This is a genomic window from Affinirhizobium helianthi (assembly GCF_042680945.1).
Lineage (GTDB): Bacteria > Pseudomonadota > Alphaproteobacteria > Rhizobiales > Rhizobiaceae > Neorhizobium > Neorhizobium helianthi.
Genome location: NZ_JBHUEQ010000035.1, coordinates 65,680 through 83,736 on the forward strand (window position 1 = coordinate 65,680; position 18,057 = coordinate 83,736).

Below are 18,057 nucleotides of genomic sequence, written 5' to 3' on the forward strand. Positions count from 1 at the left end.
CGACGGGCGCGACGTTAAAGCCTGTTCCTGTCACGATCCTGTCACAGTTTGGAGCAGCTTTCGCCTTGTCGCCGGTTCTCAGCCTGAAGATCACTGGCCACAGACCGCTTCCCTCAGAACGGAGGCTGTGCTGCTTGCGGCGCATGCCAGAAGGGCGGGTGATCTTGATCTGGGCAGGGCGTCATGCGATGATTTTTCGTGCGCATATTTCTGGTTGAAGACACACAGGATGTCGGAGAAGCGATCTGCCGCCGCTTCCAGCAGACGGGACACACCGTTGACTGGGTAACGGACGGCATTTCTGCCTCGGATATTCTTGCCTATACGGATTATGACCTGATCATTCTCGATGTCATGCTGCCGGGCATGGATGGCTTTGCTGTGCTTAAAGCTTTGCGCCAAGCGGGCAGCGGTGTACCGGTGCTTGTCCTGACGGCACGGTCCGAGATCGACGATCGGGTCAGCGCACTCGACCTCGGAGCGGATGATTATCTGGTCAAGCCTTTTGATTTCCGCGAGCTGGAGGCACGGGCACGCGTGCTTTTGCGGCGACGCAACGGCGGTGAGCCCACCAATATCCTCGTTTGCGGCGATGTCAGCCTGGACCGCAACAATCGTAGCGTGCGTGTCGGCAAACGAGAGGTGCAGTTGAAACGGCGCGAGATGACGCTTCTCGAGGTGTTGGCATCGAGACCCGGCAAGGTGTTTAGCAAGGAGGAGCTGCTCGACCGGCTGTTTGGCTTCGATGAAGCGGCGGGCCCGAATGCGATCGAGCTTTATGTGGGCCGGTTACGCAAAAAACTGGAAGGTGCCCAGACCCGCATCGTGACGCTGCGTGGCGTCGGCTATCAGTTGGTTTCCGATGCTGGCGCATAGAAGCTCCCTGTTTTCTCGCTTGATGCGCCGCGTCGGGCTTGTCCTTGCGATTGGCGCTGCGGCGCTCATAACGGCTGCCTGGTATTATGCGCGCGCAGCCGCCGATGAGGCCTATGACCGCCTGCTTCTGGGCGCCGCTTTCCAAATGAGCGAGGGACTTGTTGTTCTGGATGACGAACTGACCTTTCGCCTGCCGCCATCGGCATTCGAGCTGCTTGGCCTCGCCCAGCGCGATCGCATTTTCTATCGTGTACTGGATACGCGAGGCGAGACGCTGACGGGTTATGGCGACCTCGGCAGCACGGTGGATGTGTCCCAAAGCCGCGCTGCCCCCTTGATCGCAAACGATGTCTATCGAGGCGTGGATGTGCGGATCGTCACGCTGTCCCATGCGATTTCCATGAGCGAGGGCACAGGCTGGGCCTATCTGATGATTGCGCAGACCACGGAGGCTCGCCGGGCGCTGGTCTCCGAACTGGTCACGCGGGCCTTTGCTATCGTGGCCTTGATGAGCCTGCTGGCGCTGGTCGGGACCGCGTTTGCCATCCGGTATTCGCTGAGACCTGTGGCGCGGCTGGGTGAGACGCTGGCCAGCCGCGATCCGCAGGATCTGACCCCGCTTTCCGTGGCCGTACCGGGTGAATTATGGCCCTTCGTTGCCTCCATAAACCATTTCATCCGCCGGCTGGATGAACGCGTCCGATTGATGCAGCGCTATGTCGCCGATAGCGCCCACCAGATAAGAACGCCACTGACGGCGCTGTCGGCTCAGGTCAGCCTGATCAACGAGAAGCAGCTCGCGCCGGACGATCGGCGTCATCTGGAACGGGTGCGTAACCGGACCGCGGAACTGGCGCGTTTCACCAATCAGCTTTTGAACCATGCCATGGTCATTCACCGCGTCGATTCTGCCCAGCTCGGCCCGCTGTCCCTCAACGAAGTGGCACGCGCCGCCTTCCGGCAGGCCATTCCGATCACGGTGGACCCGGACATGGTCGTGTCCTTCGAACCGGCAGAGGAACACCTGAACGTGGTCGGCGATATGCTGAGCCTGCGTGAAGCGGTGGTCAACATCATCGACAATGCACTCAGGCACGGCGCAGAGACGCGGCTGGATGTCCGCGTCGAACGTGACGGCGATCATGGCCGGATTGTAGTCGAAGACGACGGACCCGGCATTGCCGCTGAGGACTGGGCCAGCGTGACGGAGCGCTTTTTCTCAACGCGCAGCGAGGGGCCTGCGTCGGGCCTGGGCTTTGCAATCGCATCGGAAGTGGCACGCGCGCTCGGGGGACGCCTCGGCTTCCGTGAAAAGACTGCGACTCATCCGTTTGCGGTTTACCTTGAGCTGCCGCTGACGAGACAGGAACGATCGTGATGAGGGTTCTTTCTGCCACCGCTGCCATGCTTGTCCTCTGCCTGTCGCAAAACGCCCTTGCGGTAGAGGGAGACCGGCAACTTTTTCCGGCAGTCGGCGCACCCGAGGTGGGCCGCCTTGTCATTCACGCGGCCACGGATCTGGAGGCCATGCGCCCCCTGGTGACTGATTTTCAGCAGCTTGCGCCGGGCATTGCTGTCGAAATCCGGGATTTCGTCACCAATGACCTCTTTCGTGATGTCGCAACAGCCTGTGCGAAAGAACAGGAAACTGCGGATATTATTCTCTCCTCATCGGTCGATCAGCTCGTCCGGCTGGCGAATGACGGCTGTGCCCAGCCCCACCAGTCCATTGAAACCCGAAGGGTTCCAGCCTGGGCAAACTGGCGAGACGAGATTTTCGGCTTCACCTTCGAACCGGTGGTCTTTGGCTATGACAAACGCACCGTTCCGCCAGAAGATGTTCCCGTCAGTCATGAAGCGCTGGTGGATCTGCTGCGCCGCAAGGCTGAAGACTATCGCGGCCGGATCGGAACCTATGACATCAGCGCATCCGGAATTGGCTATCTGCTGGCCTTCTATGATTCCCGCCAGGCGCCAACGACTTACGGTCGGCTGATCGAAAGCGTCAGCCGTGTCGAGCCGGTCATCCGCTGCTGCAACAACGAAGTGCTCGACGCCCTGGCGAATGGTCAGGTTCGCATTGCCTACAATGTTCTCGGCTCCTACGCCTATGCCGCCATGCGGTCCAATCCTGCGCTCGGAATTGTCATTCCGCAAGATTACACCCTGGTTCTATCCCGTGGCGCGATGATCCCATCGACTGCGCGTAACAGCGCACTCGGTCGTCGCTTTCTCGATTATCTGCTGTCTCAGCGAAGCCGCGATGTCGCCCTGCGCTCATCCTTCTTCTTTGCGGAAGATGCGCCGCTTCCCGACGGTGTGGAAGGGCCGGACAACCTCATAGAATCTGGCGTGGGGAGGCCAATCCGAATCGGCCCTGCCCTCCTCGCCGCCCAGGACGAAATCCAGAAACGGACATTCATCGACAGCTGGTGGCACTTGATCCGACCGTACAGCACGCCGGATTTACGCCTTTTTGCCCGCTGATTGCTGACGGAGAGCACCTCACGCAAAGCTGTGCAGCAGTTTTGCGTGAGGTGCGTTGAGACGAAGAGCAAGCCGTGAACACATGCCTTGCGCCGAAAAGGTCATCCGGGGGAGGCTGTCCGACGGAACCTCGCCACCACCGTGTAGAAGATCGGCACGAAGATGACGGCCAGAACGGTCGCCGTGATCATGCCGCCAAACAGGCCAGTGCCGATCGCGTTTTGCGTTTCCGAGCTTGCGCCCCTTGCAATGACCAGCGGCACGATGCCGAGGGTAAAGGCGAGAGACGTCATGAGGATCGGCCGCAGACGCAAGCGCGAGGCTTCCACCACCGCATCTGCCAGCGGCAGACCATCCTTCTGCCGCTTGCGGGCAAATTCCACGATCAACACCGCGTTCTTGGCGGAAAGTCCGATCAGGGTAATCAAACCCACCTTGAAGAAAACATCGTTTTCCAGGCCACGGAAATGAACCGCGAGAACCGCCCCGAGAATGCCAAGCGGCACGACAAGCATGACGGAAAGCGGAATGGACCAACTCTCATAAAGTGCCGCCAACACCAGAAAGACAATGAGGAACGAAAAAGCCATCAGCATCGGCGCCTGCGCCCCGGATTGCCGCTCTTGAAACGATTGGCCGGTCCATTCCACAGCAAATCCCGGCGGAAGTTTTGTCGCCAGCCGCTCCATCTCCTCCATTGCCTTTCCGCTGGAAACCCCTGGCGCGGCGGAACCGGAAATACTGGTGGAGGGATAACCGTTGTAGCGGGTGAACTGCAGCGGGATTATCGACCATTCCGGCGTGACAATTTCAGAAAGGCGGACCATCTTGCCCGTATCGCTTCTCACATGCAGGCTCAGAACGTCATCGACCTGCATCCGGCTTGCGGCATCAGCCTGAACGATCACCTGCTGCAATCGGCCATTGCGGGGGAAATCGTTAACATATGTCGAGCCTACGGCTCCGCCGAGCGTGTCGCTGATCGTTGAATAGGCAACACCGAGGGCGCCAGCCTTTTGCCGATCGATATTCAGCGTCACGCTTGATCCGCTTGGAAGCCCATCGACACGCACATCCGCCAGAAACTTGCTCTCTGCTGCCAGTTGCGTCAGTTGTTCCGCCGCCGCAGCAAGTGCTTTTGCCCCATGATTGGCACGGTCCTGGAGACGCAGCGCGAAGCCCGATGTCGTGCCCAGCTCCTCAATGGCCGGCGGCTTCAAGCTGAAGATCTGCCCTTCCGTTGCAAGCGCCATGGCTTGCGTTGCCGCGCCAACTTCCTCGCTGACGCTTGTGGTGCGCTGATCCCAGTCGCGCAGCGTGGTGAAAGACATGGCCGTATTCGGTCCGGACCCTGAAAAGCCGAACCCCATGATGGTCAGGTTATTGGCGATGTCAGGCCGCTTCTGCACATGCTCCTCGAAAAGATTGACAACCGCGCGCGTGCGCTCGGCGGTCGCCTCGGCTGGAAGAGTGAAGGACGTCATGAACGAGCCCTGATCTTCCTCCGGCACAAAGGCGGTGGCAAGCGAGCTATATCCATAGGCAACCGCGCCGACTATGGCCACATAGACAAGCATGACGCTGCCAGTCTTGCGCACAAGAAACGCCACCCATTCTGCATAGCGCGCAGTCAACCGGGCAAATGAGCGATTGAACCAACCGAAAAATCCCTTCTGCTGATGGTGATCTTCCCGAACCGGTTTCAGAAGCGTGGCACACAGGGCGGGCGTGAGCGTAAGCGCCAGAAATGCCGAAAACAGGATCGACACCGCCATGGACACGGTAAACTGTCGATAGATCGCACCAACGGAACCGGACGCCATGCCCATGGGAAGGAAGACAGCCGTGAGCACAAGCGTGATGCCGATCACAGCCCCGCTTATTTCCGTCATGGCTTTTCGTGTGGCCTCAAGGGGAGACAGTCCCTCGCTCGCCATCAGCCGCTCGACATTCTCCACCACCACGATGGCGTCATCCACGATGATGCCGATCGCAAGAACCATTCCGAACATGGTCAGCACATTGATCGAATAGCCGAGCGCCAGCATGACAGCCAAGGTGCCAAGAAGCGCAATCGGTGCGACAACTGCCGGGATCAGCGTGTACCGGATCTTCTGCAGGAAGAGCAGCATGATCAGGAAAACCAGGATCATGGCTTCGCCCAGCGTCTGAACCACCTTCTGGATCGACGTCTTTACGAAAGGCGCAGTATCATAGGAAATGGCATACTCCATTCCCGCTGGCATATTCAGGGAAAGCTCCGCAAGGCGCGCGCGCACGCCGCCCGCCGTGCTGACCGCATTGGCACCCGGGGTCATCTGGATTGCGGCAGCGGTTGCGGGCTTGCCACCATCCAGAATCGAGAAGCTGGAGGATTGCTGTCCCACCTCGATCCTGGCGACTTCTCCCAATAACAATCTCGAGCCGTCAGGCTTGGAGCGCAGTATAATCTGTGAGAATTCCTCCGGCGTCTGAAGCTGACCGCGCACATTCAATGGCACGCTGACCTTTTGTCCGGGCACGGTCGGAGATTCACCCAATCTCCCCGGCGCGACCTGAATGTTCTGTGTCTGGATGGCCTGCGTCACCTCGGACATGGATATCTGGTGCGCCACCAGACGCGCGGGATCCACCCAGACGCGCATGGCTGCTTCCGAGCCGAAGGACTGCACGCGCCCGACGCCGCTGACGCGCTTGAGTTCCGGCGCAATATTGCGCACCAGATAATCGTCAAGCGCCAGTGAATCGAGCGAACCGTCCTTTGACTTGAGCGAGACGATCATCAGGAAGCTGGAGGATGCGGACTCGACCGTCAGCCCTGCACGACGGACCTGCTCCGGCAAGCGCGGTTCGATGGCTTTCAGCCGGTTCTGAACATCCACCTGAGCCAATTCCGGGTCTGTTCCCGGTTTGAAGGTCACTGTGATCGACGTCGAACCAGAGGAATCAGCCGAGCTATCGAAGTAAAGCACGTTCTTGACGCTGGAAAGCTCGCGTTCGATCAGACTGGTGACACTGTCATTGATCACCTGGGGCGTTGCACCGGTATAGGTCGCGAAGATGGACACGCTGGGCGGCGCAATAACGGGAAATCGCGCCACCGGAAGCTGGGGGATGGATATCAAACCGGCGATTACAATGATGATTGCAATGACCCAGGCAAAGACCGGCCTGTCGATGAAAAAGTGCGCCATCGCTCCCTCTCCTTAACCTTGTATTGCTGCGGCAGCAGAGGGGGCGGGTGCAGTTTGCAGAACCTGTCCGTCCTGAACGCGATCCTGTCCCAGCACAACCACCGTCTCGCCGGCCTCAAGTCCGCCTGTCACAACGTATCGTCCTTCAACCAGCGGCCCCAGTTCTACCGGCCGTCTCGCGCCCGTTCCGTCGCGTCCCACGACGATAAGCTGCGGCCGCCCCGCCGGATCGCGAACCACAGCCTCCTGTGGCACGAGAAGAGCGGCGCCATAGACCTCACGGGGAACCATTGCGCGGATATACATGCCAGGAAGCAGCTGTCCTTCGGGATTGGGGACGAGAATGCGGATACCCAGGCTGCCGGTCGCGCCATCGACCGATATATCCGAGAACAGGACCTTCCCGGCATGATCATAAGGTTTTCCGCTGACGGTCATGATCTTGACCGGCAATTCCTCGGGGTTGCCGATGCCGGCTTCGGATGCAGCATCCCGCAGATCCACAAGGCTCATAGCTGACTGGCGCACATCCACATGGACCCGATCTATCTGTTGAACGACCACAAGCGGAGAACTGGCCGATGTTGAGGCAAGGCCGCCTTCCGTCATGAAGGACTGCCCGGTCAAGCCGCTAATCGGGCTGCGGATCGTGGCATAGGCGAGCTCAAGCTTGCGCCGTGCGAGATTGGCTTTCGCTTCCTCAACCGTCGCCTTTGCCTGGGCCAATGCCGCCGTGGCGTTGTTGAAAGCTTCCGCACTCGCGACCTTCTGTGAAGACAGAACTTCCGCACGATCGTATTTTATCCGGGCATTTCGCAACTCAGCCTCAGCGCGCGCAAGGACGGCGGCAGCAGCATCGACATCGGCAGAAAAGGGAGCCGGATCGATCTGGAAAAGGGGCATGCCCTCTTCAACAAAGGCCCCCTCCTGAAACAGCTTCTTCTTTATGATGCCGTTGACCTGGGCACGGATTTCGGCAGTCCGATAGGCCGAGACGCGCCCGGGCAGTTCATCGTAAACGGTAACGGGCTCCGGTTGAACCGTCAGAACGCTGACGCGGGCTGGCTGCGTTTCGGCGGCCGCGTCGTCTCCCTGACCTGAGGAATCACTGCAGGCAGCCAGGAACACAACCGGCAGGCACAACAGGCCGATTTTCCAGAAGCGATATCCGCGTTGCATGAAGTCCACCATTCATTCTTTCAGGGCAATATTTTTGATGGCGGAGGTCTAGATGTATTGGATGGGGGCCGTGTGGAGGTTTTGTTGCGGTCGTGTGGAGCCGATTTTCCCATACTCGACGGCGTGCGCGTTCAATGGCATTGAAGAGGCAAGGAGCGCGAAATCATGGCCGAACTCGTTTTGATTGCAGAAGACGATCTGGAGATCGCTGGCATCTTGGAAGCCTATTTCACGCGGGAGGGCTTTCGCACGGTCCATGCCCGCGATGGTCAGGTCGCATTGGAACTGCACCGATCCCTCAAGCCCGACATCGTTCTGGCGGACGTCACCATGCCCCGCCTGGACGGTTGGGAAGTGCTGGCGGAAATTCAACGGCGGGGGCGCACACCGGTCATCATGGTCACAGCTCTGGATGAAGACGCCGATCGTCTCCAGGGCCTTCGGATTGGTGCCGATGACTATATCGTCAAACCATTTAATCCCATCGAAGTCGTCGCGCGGGCAAAGGCAGTCCTGCGGCGTGCCGGTCTGAGCCAGACCGGCGCGATGATCCGCGTGGGACGCCTGACAATGGATCTCGACAGCTATCAGGCCAGGATTGAGAAAAACGGATCGAGCACCCCCCTCTCCCTCACGCTAACGGAGTTCAGGCTGCTTGCGCATCTGGCGCGCACACCCACGAAGGCCTTCACACGTGGTGAGCTGGTTGATGCCTGCCTTCCCGGTTCCGATGCGCTTGATCGGACCATCGACAGCCATTTGAGCAAGCTGAGAAAGAAACTTGAACAGGCGGGTGGCGAGGGAATGCTGACCAGCATTCGAGGCATCGGCTACAGACTGGCGGTCGAGGCATGATGTTGAAGCGGGGCCTCAGCCGGCAGATCCTGCTGGCCATGTCGTCGATGACCGTGATTGCCGGGCTTCTGGTTTTTTTCGGAACCTATATCGCCTTCAGTGTTCTTTTCTACTTCTATCCGTGGTCCGAGAACACCGACAACTGGCTGACGGGCGTGGATTTCATCATTCTGTCCGTGCTGATCTTCATGGCGCTCATTGTCGCCGCCATGGCTTCGGTCAGATTGGCGCGGCGCATTCTCCAGCCACTAGAATCTCTGGCGCAGAGCGCAAGACGCATCAAGGACGGCGACCTTTCGGCCCGAGCTGTGCCGGGGGATCATTCGCTCGGCGAGACTGCCCATCTCGTTGAGGACTTCAACGCCATGGCACAGCGTCTTCAGGACATGGCTGCCGATATGACGCTCTGGAACGCAACGATTGCTCACGAGCTGCGCACACCTCTGACCATTTTGAAGGGCCGCCTGCAAGGCATGATCGATGGCGTTTTCCGGCCGGACGAGAAATCCCTTCAAGCCCTCGTTCTGCAGGTGGATTCCCTGGCACGCCTTGTGGAAGACCTGAGGACTGTCACATTGGCCGATAGCGGGCATCTTGACCTTCGCCTTCAACCCGTCCGGCTGAGAGAGGAGATTCAACGACTTGCCTCGCTGCTGGAACAGGAGCTGAGGCAGGAGGGCTTTGAACTTCAGCTCCAACTCACCGATGTCGTGGTGTCTGTCGATGCAATGAGAATTCGCCAGGCCCTGCTTGCGCTCATTACCAATGCCCGCCGCTACGCCATTCGTGGAGCCATCGAAATCGACCTGACTGTCGAGAACGGTTGCACGATTTTGCGCGTAACCGATGAGGGACCGGGGCTGGATCGGGATATTGTCGCATCCGCTTTCGAACCCTTCAGGCGCGGCACCTTGTCCGGCTCACAGGAAAAGGGTGGTAATGGCCTGGGTCTGTCGGTGGTTCGCGCTATTGTCGAGGCGCATGGCGGCAAGATTCGCTACGCTCCCTCCAACAAGGGCGGTGCGATGTTTGAGATCGTACTCGGCCAGCCGGTCGACTGATCCCTTCCGGTGTCCGGGCGGCCAAGCGATCAACATTCATTGATCAGGCAAGCGACCGGATCCACACAGCCTCCACATCCCCTCCACATCTTCGCAAACGATAATTGCGAAATCACGCTTGGCAAAATCATGCTCGTGGCTTTCCAGCTGGCAGACGTGAGAACGACAAGTTGAGCCACTTCTGTGAGGAAGACCGCTCTCCGGCACCCTTCGCACGCCGCAAGTCCACTGCGCGTCAGCAACTGCATGGTCGCCTGACGAACAGAGCACAATGACGGAGATAGCGGATGTCTGAGAAAACAGTGGAAGACAGGCCATCGAAATATCCCCTGCCGATGCGCTGTCTGCATTGGATAAGGGCAGCCCTGATCATCGGGCTGATTGCCTCTGGCTGGTACATGACGCGCCTGCCGGAAAGCGAAATGGCGACCGCCCTCGTCTTTTATCCCAACCACAAACAGTTCGGGATGCTGGTCTGGCTGATCGCCGTTGTTCATATCGCGCTTCGCTGGCGCTACAGCAGGATCATGCCGACAACACCAGCGGCACTAACCGCGTTGGAGCGCATCCTCGCGCATACTGTACACCGGCTGCTGATACTGATGATTTTCCTTGTTCCGCTGTTTGGCTATCTGCTCTCCAGCACCTTCACCCAAAGCGACGGTGTCCCCTTTTTCTTTATCTCGCGCCTGCCGGAATTCCTTCCGAAGAATGACGACGCCTTCGCCCTATTCCAGCTGCTTCACCGAGTGAGCGCCTATCTTCTTCTAGCCCTCACCGCGCTCCACATCTGCGGCGCGATAAAGCACAGGCTCACGGACAAAGGCGGTTCAACCGATGTCATTCCCCGAATGGTGTGACCGGCGGCCTCCACACAACCTCCACGCTTCCTCCATCCAACGACAAAGCTCCGGCCATAAATGGCAGCCTGCAGAATCAGGTGCCAACCGGCTGCCTCGGCGGTCAGGGCTTGCTGTTTCTGGGCCGTGAAAACACTGATGGTGAGAATTATGACCGCGTCCTGCGACACGAACCACACCAATGCGCCCTCCTACCGCCGGTGGATCATTCTCCTTGCGGTCATGCTGGCTTTTCTTCCGGTCGTGCTGGACATGACAATCCTCCACATCGCCGTGCCATCGCTCACGCTCGCGCTACAGGCATCAAGCACTGAGGTCCTGTGGATTATCGACATCTATTCGCTGCTCATGGCCGGCCTGCTCGTACCGATGGGAACCCTTGCCGACAGGATTGGCCACCGCAAGCTCCTGCTGACGGGCCTTGTCATCTTCGGCCTGGCTTCTCTCCTCGCTGCCTTCTCATCTACGGCCGCCATGCTGATTGGCGGGCGTATTCTGCTGGCACTTGGGGCATCGATGATCCTTCCCTGTGTGCTGGGCATTATTCGCCGCATTTTTGAAGATCCGGCCGAGCGCGCCATGGCGCTTGGGCTGTGGGGAACGGTTGGCGCTGCCGGGGCAGCGGTGGGGCCTTTGGTGGGAGGAGCGCTGCTTGAGCATTTCTGGTGGGGATCGGTTTTCCTGATCAATGTCCCTGTCGTCCTGCTCATCGTTCCGATCATCGCACTGGCTTTGCCACAGAAGGAAATGACATCGGCCGGTCAATGGCAGATCGGCCAGGCGCTTACCTTGATCATCGGCATTCTGGGACTGGTTTTCTCCATCAAGACCGGCTTTGCCGGAAAGCAACCGATCTTGATCGTGGCCGTGGCCTTCGTGATCGGCGCAGGCTGCCTCTGGTTCTTTATTCGCAAGCAGCTTTCTTCTGCCAATCCCCTGCTGGACATCACGCTTTTCTCCCGCCCGCCTGTGGTAACGGGCGTGACTATGGCAATCGTGACATCGGGCGCACTTGCTGGCGTCGAACTCACCGTAGCGCAGGAATTGCAGTTCGTGCTCGGCAAATCGCCGCTCCAGGCTGGCCTCTTCATGCTGCCGATCATGGTCGCAGCAGCCGTGGGTGGACCGCTGACAGGATTCCTTTCAAATCGGTTTGGCTTACGAGCCGTGGCAAGCCTGTCTCTGCTCGTCGCAGCTCTCAGTCTCTTCGTACTGGCACAGACCGACTTTCATCAGCAGGGTGTCGTCGTCCCGACTTTTCTGGTCTTTCTGGGCCTATCTCTCAGCATCGGCCTCACGGCCTCCTCCATCGCCATTATGGGTGCTGTGGAAGCCGAGAAAGCAGGAGCGGCGGGATCGCTGGAATCCACTGGCTACGAACTCGGCGCTGGCTTGGGGATCACGTTTTTCGGTGTGGCCCTGTCCGCGATCTATGCAAGCTCCATCGCCTTTTCCGGCGATCTCTCGCCGGAGTTGATGAGCCTTGCGAGCCGCTCCATCAGCGAGACCTACATCATAGCCTCAAAACTGCCGGAAGACGTGGCGCGTGCCCTGACAAGCGCTGGAAAGCAGGCGTTTTCACAGGCGCACAGCATTCTTCTGACTTCTGCGGCCTGCCTGATAGGCTTGCTGTCGCTTGCAGTCTTCCTTTCCCTGAGACGTGCGGCGGCGGCAAGCCACTGACGAATGCACCGGATCGTGACGACAGATGATCGCCACGACCGCTGACTGATACGGGTGATGTTGACCGAGAGCCAAACGGCTGGCATCACCCCTTCACACCCGAGGAAATCATGATTGCCTCGGTGACCCGTCGCTGGAAAATGACATAGGCGATGATCACCGGAAGGGCCGCCAACATGGCAACCGCCATCAAGCGAGCATAGGCAACGCCGAAGGCGTCATTCACCTGGGTAATGCCGACCGGAATCGTCATCATGTTTTCCGACGTGACGACGAGGAAAGGCCAGAAGAATGCGTTCCAGACGCCAATGAAGGTAACGATCGCCATGGCGGTCGTGATCCCCCAGTTGAGAGGAAGGAAGACCCTGAACAGGATCGTGTACTCCCCTCCCCCATCCAGTACGACGGCCTCCCGCATTTCCTTGGGCACGCTGTCGAAGAACTGCTTGTAGACGATTATGACAACGGGCGTGATCAGCTGAGGCAGAATGATACCGCCCCAGGTGTTGATGAGATTGAGGTTCTTCATCAGGATAAACTGCGTGACCACCAGTGTCTGGGCTGGCACCATGAAGCTCATCAAGACGACACCATACAGAATGCGCCGCCCCGGAAAGCGGATCTGGGACAAGGCGTATGCACACAGCATCGAAATGAACAGCACCGAGATCGTTACGATGACCGCCGTTCCCAGGGAATTCACGTACCAGTTGGTCAACTGGGTATTGAAGATTGCATGAAAATAGGCGCCGAGCTGAAACTCATCCGGAAACAGCGAGCTATTGCCTGCCACATTCTCCTCTGACCGGATCGAGGTGATGAAGGTCCAGTAGAGAGGAAAGATCCAGACGACAGCTGCAGAGAACGTAAGCAGCGTAAGGACGAGATTTTCGATTTTCCGCATGGAATTCATGAGGCCCTCCGAATCCGCAGCAACTGGAACTGCAGCACCGAGACAATGACAATCAACAGGAACAGCACCGTTGCGACGGCAGACGCATAACCGCCGTTGTTCAACTGGAATGCCTCCCTGTAGACTTGCAGGAGCAGCACGAAGCTGGAGTTGAATGGCCCGCCGCCGCTCAAAAGGTAGATCTGGTCGAAAATCTTGAGCTGCAGGATGAGCTGAAGTGTCAGGACAAGCGTCGTCACAGGCCATAAAAGTGGCCAGGTCACCCGCCAGAAGCTTTGCCATCTTGTTGCCCCGTCCAGGGAAGCCGCTTCATAGAGTTCGGTGGGAATGTTTCTCAGACCCGCGATGAAGAGCAGGACGTTGAAGCCATTCGTCCACCAGATGGTCACCACAGCCACCATGGGCATCACCCAATAGGGATTCTTGAACACGGCCACAGGTTTGCCAGCCAAAAGCGAGATTACCGGCTGCAGAATGCCGAACTGAAGATCCAGCATCCAGGCCCAGATCTCTGTCACAACAGACACCGGCAGAATGTAAGGAACAAAGAAAAGGCACATGGCCAGGGTCTGCTTCAGTCCTGAGAGACGGCCCACCGCCAGCGCGATGAGAAGCGCAATGACAGTCGTGGGAATAACCGTCAGAAGAAGGAAATAGCCGTTGTTCTTCAGCGATGTAACAAACAGCCGATCCGAGAAGAGCTTCGCATAATTGGCAAATCCGACGAAGTTTCCCTGGCCGATCAGGGGAGAATCCGTGAAGCTGATACGGACCATCTCCACCATCGGATAGAAAAAGAATGTCGCGAAAACCAGGATGAACGGCGACACCATGGTCAGAGCTATCAGCGACTTCTTTCGTCGGTTCTCGATCATCGCCACGGAGCGCTCCCTTGCAGCAATAAGGTCAGGATGTGCCCCTCGGCGATGGGGAGCCGAAGGGCACGGCAGATCACTTGAGCTTGCCTTGAAGCTCTTCCTTGATCTGCGCGACGGCGTCTTCGCCCGTCATGAAGCCCTGGATGGCTGGCGCAATAATGTTCAACGCCGCATCATAGGCAGGAGAGGCAACACCGGTGATCGGCGACTTGGGATCGAACACAGCCGCTTCCGCCAGGCTTGCATAGGTCGCGTTCGGCTGCATCGCCTTGTAGTCGCTGCTCTCCGTCACGGATTTATAGGCGGGAATGTGACCCGCATCGGCCCAGGTAATTGAATGCTTTTCCATCCAGCCGATGACCTTCATGACTGCGGCACGCTTCTCGCCGGACACAGTCTTGTCGCCCTGGTTGGGAATGGCAAAGGCGTGGGAATCCGCCCATGTGGCCCGATTGCCCATAAAGGGCGGAACTTCCACCGCGCTCCACTTGAACCCCAGCTTTCCGTTCTTCTCCAAGTCCTTGTAGGTGGGCACCTCCCACACGCCATTGAGCTGAAACGCCGATTTACCGGCTGAGAAAAGCGCAACGGAGGCCACATATTCCGCCTGCTCCGGCGCCCAGCCGTTCTCCCGCCACTTGGACAGGGTGTCGATCACCTTGGCAGCCTTTGCCGCATTATCACCAGCCAGGATCTCGCCATTCGTTACCAGCTCCCCGCCCTGCTGCGAAAGAAGCGTATAGAAGACACGCCATACCCCGGCGTCCCCGCCGGACTGATAGGTCACCGGCGTCTCGACACCCTTTTCCTTTGCCCAGGCCAGCGCCTTTTCGAAATCCGCCATGGTCTGGATGCCGGTCAGCTTTCCCTCAGCATCGAGATAGGGCGAGCCCTTCAGGAGATCGGCATTGTAATAGAGGACCAGTGCATGAATATCGAAGGGAACGGCGTAGAGCTTGCCCTCCTGCGTGGCAGCATCGACAGGGGCATCGAAGAAGTCGCTCTTCTTGAGACCGGCATCGCCGAGGTCCTTATCGGTGATTTCGCTGAGCACCTTTTCCTGCATGCCAATCGGCGTGCGAGACAGGTGATATGTCATAATGTCTGGACCTTCACCAACGGCAGATGCCGTCCTGACCTTGGTGTAGAACGGAACGCCCCATTCAAGTGTCGTGCCCTTGATCTGGATATCCGGATGTTCCTTGTTGAAGGCATCGATCAAGGACTTCATCCGTACGCCGTCACCGCCTGACAGGAAGTCCCACCAGATGATGTCCTGTTTTGCAAGCGCCGGTAACGCACTGAGGCTCAGCACTGTCCCAACAAGCAATGTTCTGATCAGTCGCATTGTCACTCCTCCCGATTGAAAGCGTTCCGTTCGGAACGTCTGCTGTGCCGAAGGCGCCTCCTCGCGCCTATCGCAATCTTTCTCCTTCGCCGTCGAAGACCAGCACGTGGTGCGGCGGTGCGCTGAGGCAAATGGTGCTACCATCCAGCCTTTCGCGCGAACCCTTTCTCTGGACGATGATTTCGCGTCCACCTGAGGTGCGGGTATAGAGATAGGATACGTCCCCCAGTTCCTCCGCCACCTCGACGGTGACAGGGACAGCACCCGTCTGCGAAATCTGGAAATGCTCGGGACGGATGCCAATCTCGACCTGTTGGCCCGATTGCAATGGAGCAGAAACGCACGCTTCCAGCCGCTGTTCGCTGCCCTCTACCGCAAGCGTCACACGGTCACCTGCCTGTTCGATGACCCGCCCCTCAAGGAAGTTCATCGAAGGTGACCCGATGAACCCGGCGACAAAGCGGTTGTCGGGATCATCGTAAAGTTCCAGCGGCGCGCCCGCCTGCTGCACGATACCGCCTTTGAGCACGAAGATCTTGTCGGCCAGTGTCATCGCCTCCACCTGATCATGCGTGACATAGATCATCGTCGCGCCCAGCCTGCGATGGAGCCTCGTCAGCTCCAGACGCATTTGCACGCGCAATTCGGCGTCAAGATTCGACAGCGGCTCATCGAAGAGAAAGACCTTCGGCTGACGAACAATGGCCCGACCGATCGCGACACGCTGCCTTTGCCCGCCAGACAACTGTGAGGGCTTCTTGTGCAGATGCTCCTCCAGTTGAAGAATCCGTGCCGCCTCGCCCACACGGGCCAAGACCTCCGCCTTGGGTCGTCTTGCAAGTCTGAGGCTGAAAGCCATGTTTTCGAACACCGACAGATGCGGATAGAGCGCATAGTTCTGAAAGACCATGGCGACGCCGCGATCAGCAGGCTCGACTGCCGTGACCTCCCGATCCTCGATGAAGATCTCGCCGCCGCTTGTCTCCTCAAGGCCGGCAATCATGCGAAGCAGTGTCGATTTTCCACAACCGGATGGACCGACAAAAACGGCGAAGCTTCCGGTGGGAATCTGCATGGAAACATCGCGGATGGCGGTGAAGGAACCGAAGGATTTCGCTACATTCTGGAGACGGACACCCATGGCCGCCTCACTGTACCTTCAGCCGCAGCACATGATAGGAGAGCGGTGCAAGCCGTCCCTTCAGGCATCCGTCCTCAACCGCAACGCCCTTTCCGGTGGTGGGCACCACACGATCCGACTGATCCGGGCCATTGCCGACGCGCAAATCGTAACCTTCCATAACCAGATGCAGGGAAAGCTCCGGCTTTGCGTAGCCGAAAAGGCTCACATCCAGTTCAGCCGTATCCGTCAGGTGGCGATTGAGAACAAAGAGCGTGACCATTCCCTCTTCGGCGCTGTAGACACCGGCGACATCCAGATACTTCACATCGTCGGCAGCATTGCAGTCATAGGTCGGGCAATCGACGGCCACGTTCAGTGCATCACCACGGCCATAGAGCGAGGCGAACTGGTAAGGATAGTAGATCGTCTGGCGCCAGGCCGGACCGTTCTTTTCCGCCCGAATAGGTGCAATGACATTGACCAATTGCGCAATGCAGGCAATGCGGACACGATCCGAGCGACGGATAAACTCATTCAGCAGACCGGCAACGAAAAGTGCATCCTCGAAATTATAGGTCTCTTCCAGAAGTGCGGGAGCTTCCGGCCAATCCCAACTCTTGATGCGCTCGCCATCTTCCTCGCGTATGTGATACCAGACATTCCATTCATCGAAGCAGATACCGACGTCATTCTTGGCGCGTTTCTTGGCCTTGACGTAGTCGATGACACCGCCAATGGTCTGGATGTAGCGCCCGGTCTCCTCGATCTTGCCGAAATAGTTCAGCGTATCGCGGCTGTTGTTGCCGAAATATTTGTGCAGGGAGATGTGATCGACATTCTCGTAGCACTCTTCCAGAACCTCACGTTCCCATTCGGGATAGGTTGGCATGCGATCGTTCGAACTGCCGCAGACAATCGCCTCGATGCTCGGGTCAAAACCCTTGAAGGCTTTCGCGGTCTCATTGGCAAGCCTGCCATATTCGACCGCCGTCTTGTGGCCGATCTGCCATGGACCGTCCATCTCGTTGCCAAGGCACCACATCTTCACCCCATGCGGCTCGATAGCGCCGTGGCTGCGGCGCAGATCGCTGAGGGCCGTGCCGCCGGGGAAATTGACATATTCAAGGAAGTTGCGTGCATCATCCAGCCCGCGGGAGCCCAGATTGACCGCCAGCATCATCTCGATGCCAGCCATGTTTGCCCATTCGGCGAACTCGTTGATGCCAATCTGGTTCGTTTCCTTCGAGCGCCAGGCCAGATCCAGGCGGATCGGTCTTTGATCGCGCGGGCCGATCCCGTCTTCCCAACGATAGGCGGAAACGAAATTTCCACCCGGATAGCGGATCGCCGGTATCTTGAGATCCTGAACAAACTTCAGAACATCTTTGCGAAAGCCGTTGTCGTCGGCCTGGGGATGGCCGGGTTCATAGATGCCGCCATAGATCGCGCGACCCATATGCTCGATAAAAGCAGAATAAAGACGATCATCAATGCGCCCAATCCGGAAGTCCCGGTGGACGGAAACACGCGCTTTCATAGAATTCCTCCCTTACAATCTGTATCATACAATTCGATATGAACCAGATATTATGATATTGTT

Annotated in this window: 14 protein-coding genes; 7 read left to right on the plus strand and 7 right to left on the minus strand. The window is 58.2% G+C overall.

Annotated elements, in window-relative coordinates; genetic code table 11:
- The first annotated feature begins 198 nt into the window (after positions 1-198).
- Genes ACFSE1_RS17910 through ACFSE1_RS17920 form a run of 3 tightly spaced genes read left to right on the plus strand, consistent with a single transcriptional unit; the run spans position 199 to position 3,363 of the window.
- Complete coding sequence (locus tag ACFSE1_RS17910) at positions 199-876, plus strand: response regulator transcription factor (protein WP_377404480.1); 678 nt, start codon at positions 199-201, stop codon at positions 874-876.
- Entirely contained in the window at positions 863-2,254 is a 1,392-nt protein-coding gene (locus ACFSE1_RS17915; protein WP_377404483.1) for a sensor histidine kinase, read from the plus strand. The genes ACFSE1_RS17910 and ACFSE1_RS17915 overlap by 14 nt, the downstream gene beginning before the upstream one ends.
- On the plus strand, positions 2,254-3,363 hold the full coding sequence (locus ACFSE1_RS17920; protein WP_377404486.1) for an ABC transporter substrate-binding protein: 1,110 nt from the start codon (positions 2,254-2,256) through the stop codon (positions 3,361-3,363). The genes ACFSE1_RS17915 and ACFSE1_RS17920 overlap by 1 nt, the downstream gene beginning before the upstream one ends.
- 101 nt (positions 3,364-3,464) lie before the next feature.
- On the opposite strand, the gene ACFSE1_RS17925 is transcribed toward ACFSE1_RS17920, so the two are convergent.
- Together ACFSE1_RS17925 and ACFSE1_RS17930 are read right to left on the minus strand one after the other, a co-directional pair.
- On the minus strand, positions 3,465-6,557 hold the full coding sequence (locus ACFSE1_RS17925) for a multidrug efflux RND transporter permease subunit (protein WP_377404489.1): 3,093 nt from the start codon (positions 6,555-6,557) through the stop codon (positions 3,465-3,467).
- Positions 6,558-6,569: 12 nt separating this feature from the next.
- Positions 6,570-7,736, minus strand: a complete 1,167-nt coding sequence (locus ACFSE1_RS17930; protein ID WP_377404492.1) for an efflux RND transporter periplasmic adaptor subunit — start codon at positions 7,734-7,736, stop codon at positions 6,570-6,572.
- A gap of 165 nt (positions 7,737-7,901) precedes the next feature.
- Between ACFSE1_RS17930 and ACFSE1_RS17935 the strand changes: the two genes are divergently transcribed.
- From ACFSE1_RS17935 to ACFSE1_RS17950, 4 genes are all read left to right on the plus strand, one after another.
- On the plus strand, positions 7,902-8,591 hold the full coding sequence (locus ACFSE1_RS17935) for a response regulator (protein WP_377404495.1): 690 nt from the start codon (positions 7,902-7,904) through the stop codon (positions 8,589-8,591).
- Positions 8,588-9,652: an ATP-binding protein gene (locus tag ACFSE1_RS17940; protein WP_377404498.1), complete on the plus strand. Its 1,065-nt coding sequence runs from the start codon at positions 8,588-8,590 to the stop codon at positions 9,650-9,652. The genes ACFSE1_RS17935 and ACFSE1_RS17940 overlap by 4 nt, the downstream gene beginning before the upstream one ends.
- 287 nt (positions 9,653-9,939) lie before the next feature.
- Complete coding sequence (locus ACFSE1_RS17945) at positions 9,940-10,512, plus strand: cytochrome b (protein ID WP_377404501.1); 573 nt, start codon at positions 9,940-9,942, stop codon at positions 10,510-10,512.
- A gap of 150 nt (positions 10,513-10,662) precedes the next feature.
- Positions 10,663-12,195 (plus strand): MFS transporter, encoded by a 1,533-nt coding sequence (locus ACFSE1_RS17950; protein WP_377404504.1) that lies wholly within the window; start codon positions 10,663-10,665, stop codon positions 12,193-12,195.
- 85 nt (positions 12,196-12,280) lie between these two features.
- Here ACFSE1_RS17950 and ACFSE1_RS17955 read toward each other — a convergent pair whose 3' ends face one another.
- The 5 genes from ACFSE1_RS17955 to arfA form a co-directional block, all read right to left on the minus strand.
- Complete coding sequence (locus ACFSE1_RS17955) at positions 12,281-13,108, minus strand: carbohydrate ABC transporter permease (protein ID WP_377404507.1); 828 nt, start codon at positions 13,106-13,108, stop codon at positions 12,281-12,283.
- A complete protein-coding gene (locus ACFSE1_RS17960; protein ID WP_377404558.1) occupies positions 13,105-13,983 on the minus strand; it encodes a carbohydrate ABC transporter permease in 879 nt (292 codons plus the stop codon). Before ACFSE1_RS17960 ends, ACFSE1_RS17955 begins: the two co-directional genes overlap by 4 nt.
- Before the next feature lie 76 nt (positions 13,984-14,059).
- Positions 14,060-15,334, minus strand: coding sequence for an extracellular solute-binding protein (locus ACFSE1_RS17965; protein ID WP_377404510.1), 1,275 nt, complete (start codon positions 15,332-15,334; stop codon positions 14,060-14,062).
- A 67-nt stretch (positions 15,335-15,401) separates the two neighbouring features.
- Positions 15,402-16,475: an ABC transporter ATP-binding protein gene (locus ACFSE1_RS17970; protein WP_377404513.1), complete on the minus strand. Its 1,074-nt coding sequence runs from the start codon at positions 16,473-16,475 to the stop codon at positions 15,402-15,404.
- A 7-nt stretch (positions 16,476-16,482) separates the two neighbouring features.
- Complete coding sequence (gene arfA / locus ACFSE1_RS17975) at positions 16,483-17,994, minus strand: arabinosylfuranosidase ArfA (RefSeq protein WP_377404516.1); 1,512 nt, start codon at positions 17,992-17,994, stop codon at positions 16,483-16,485.
- Positions 17,995-18,057: the final 63 nt, after the last annotated feature.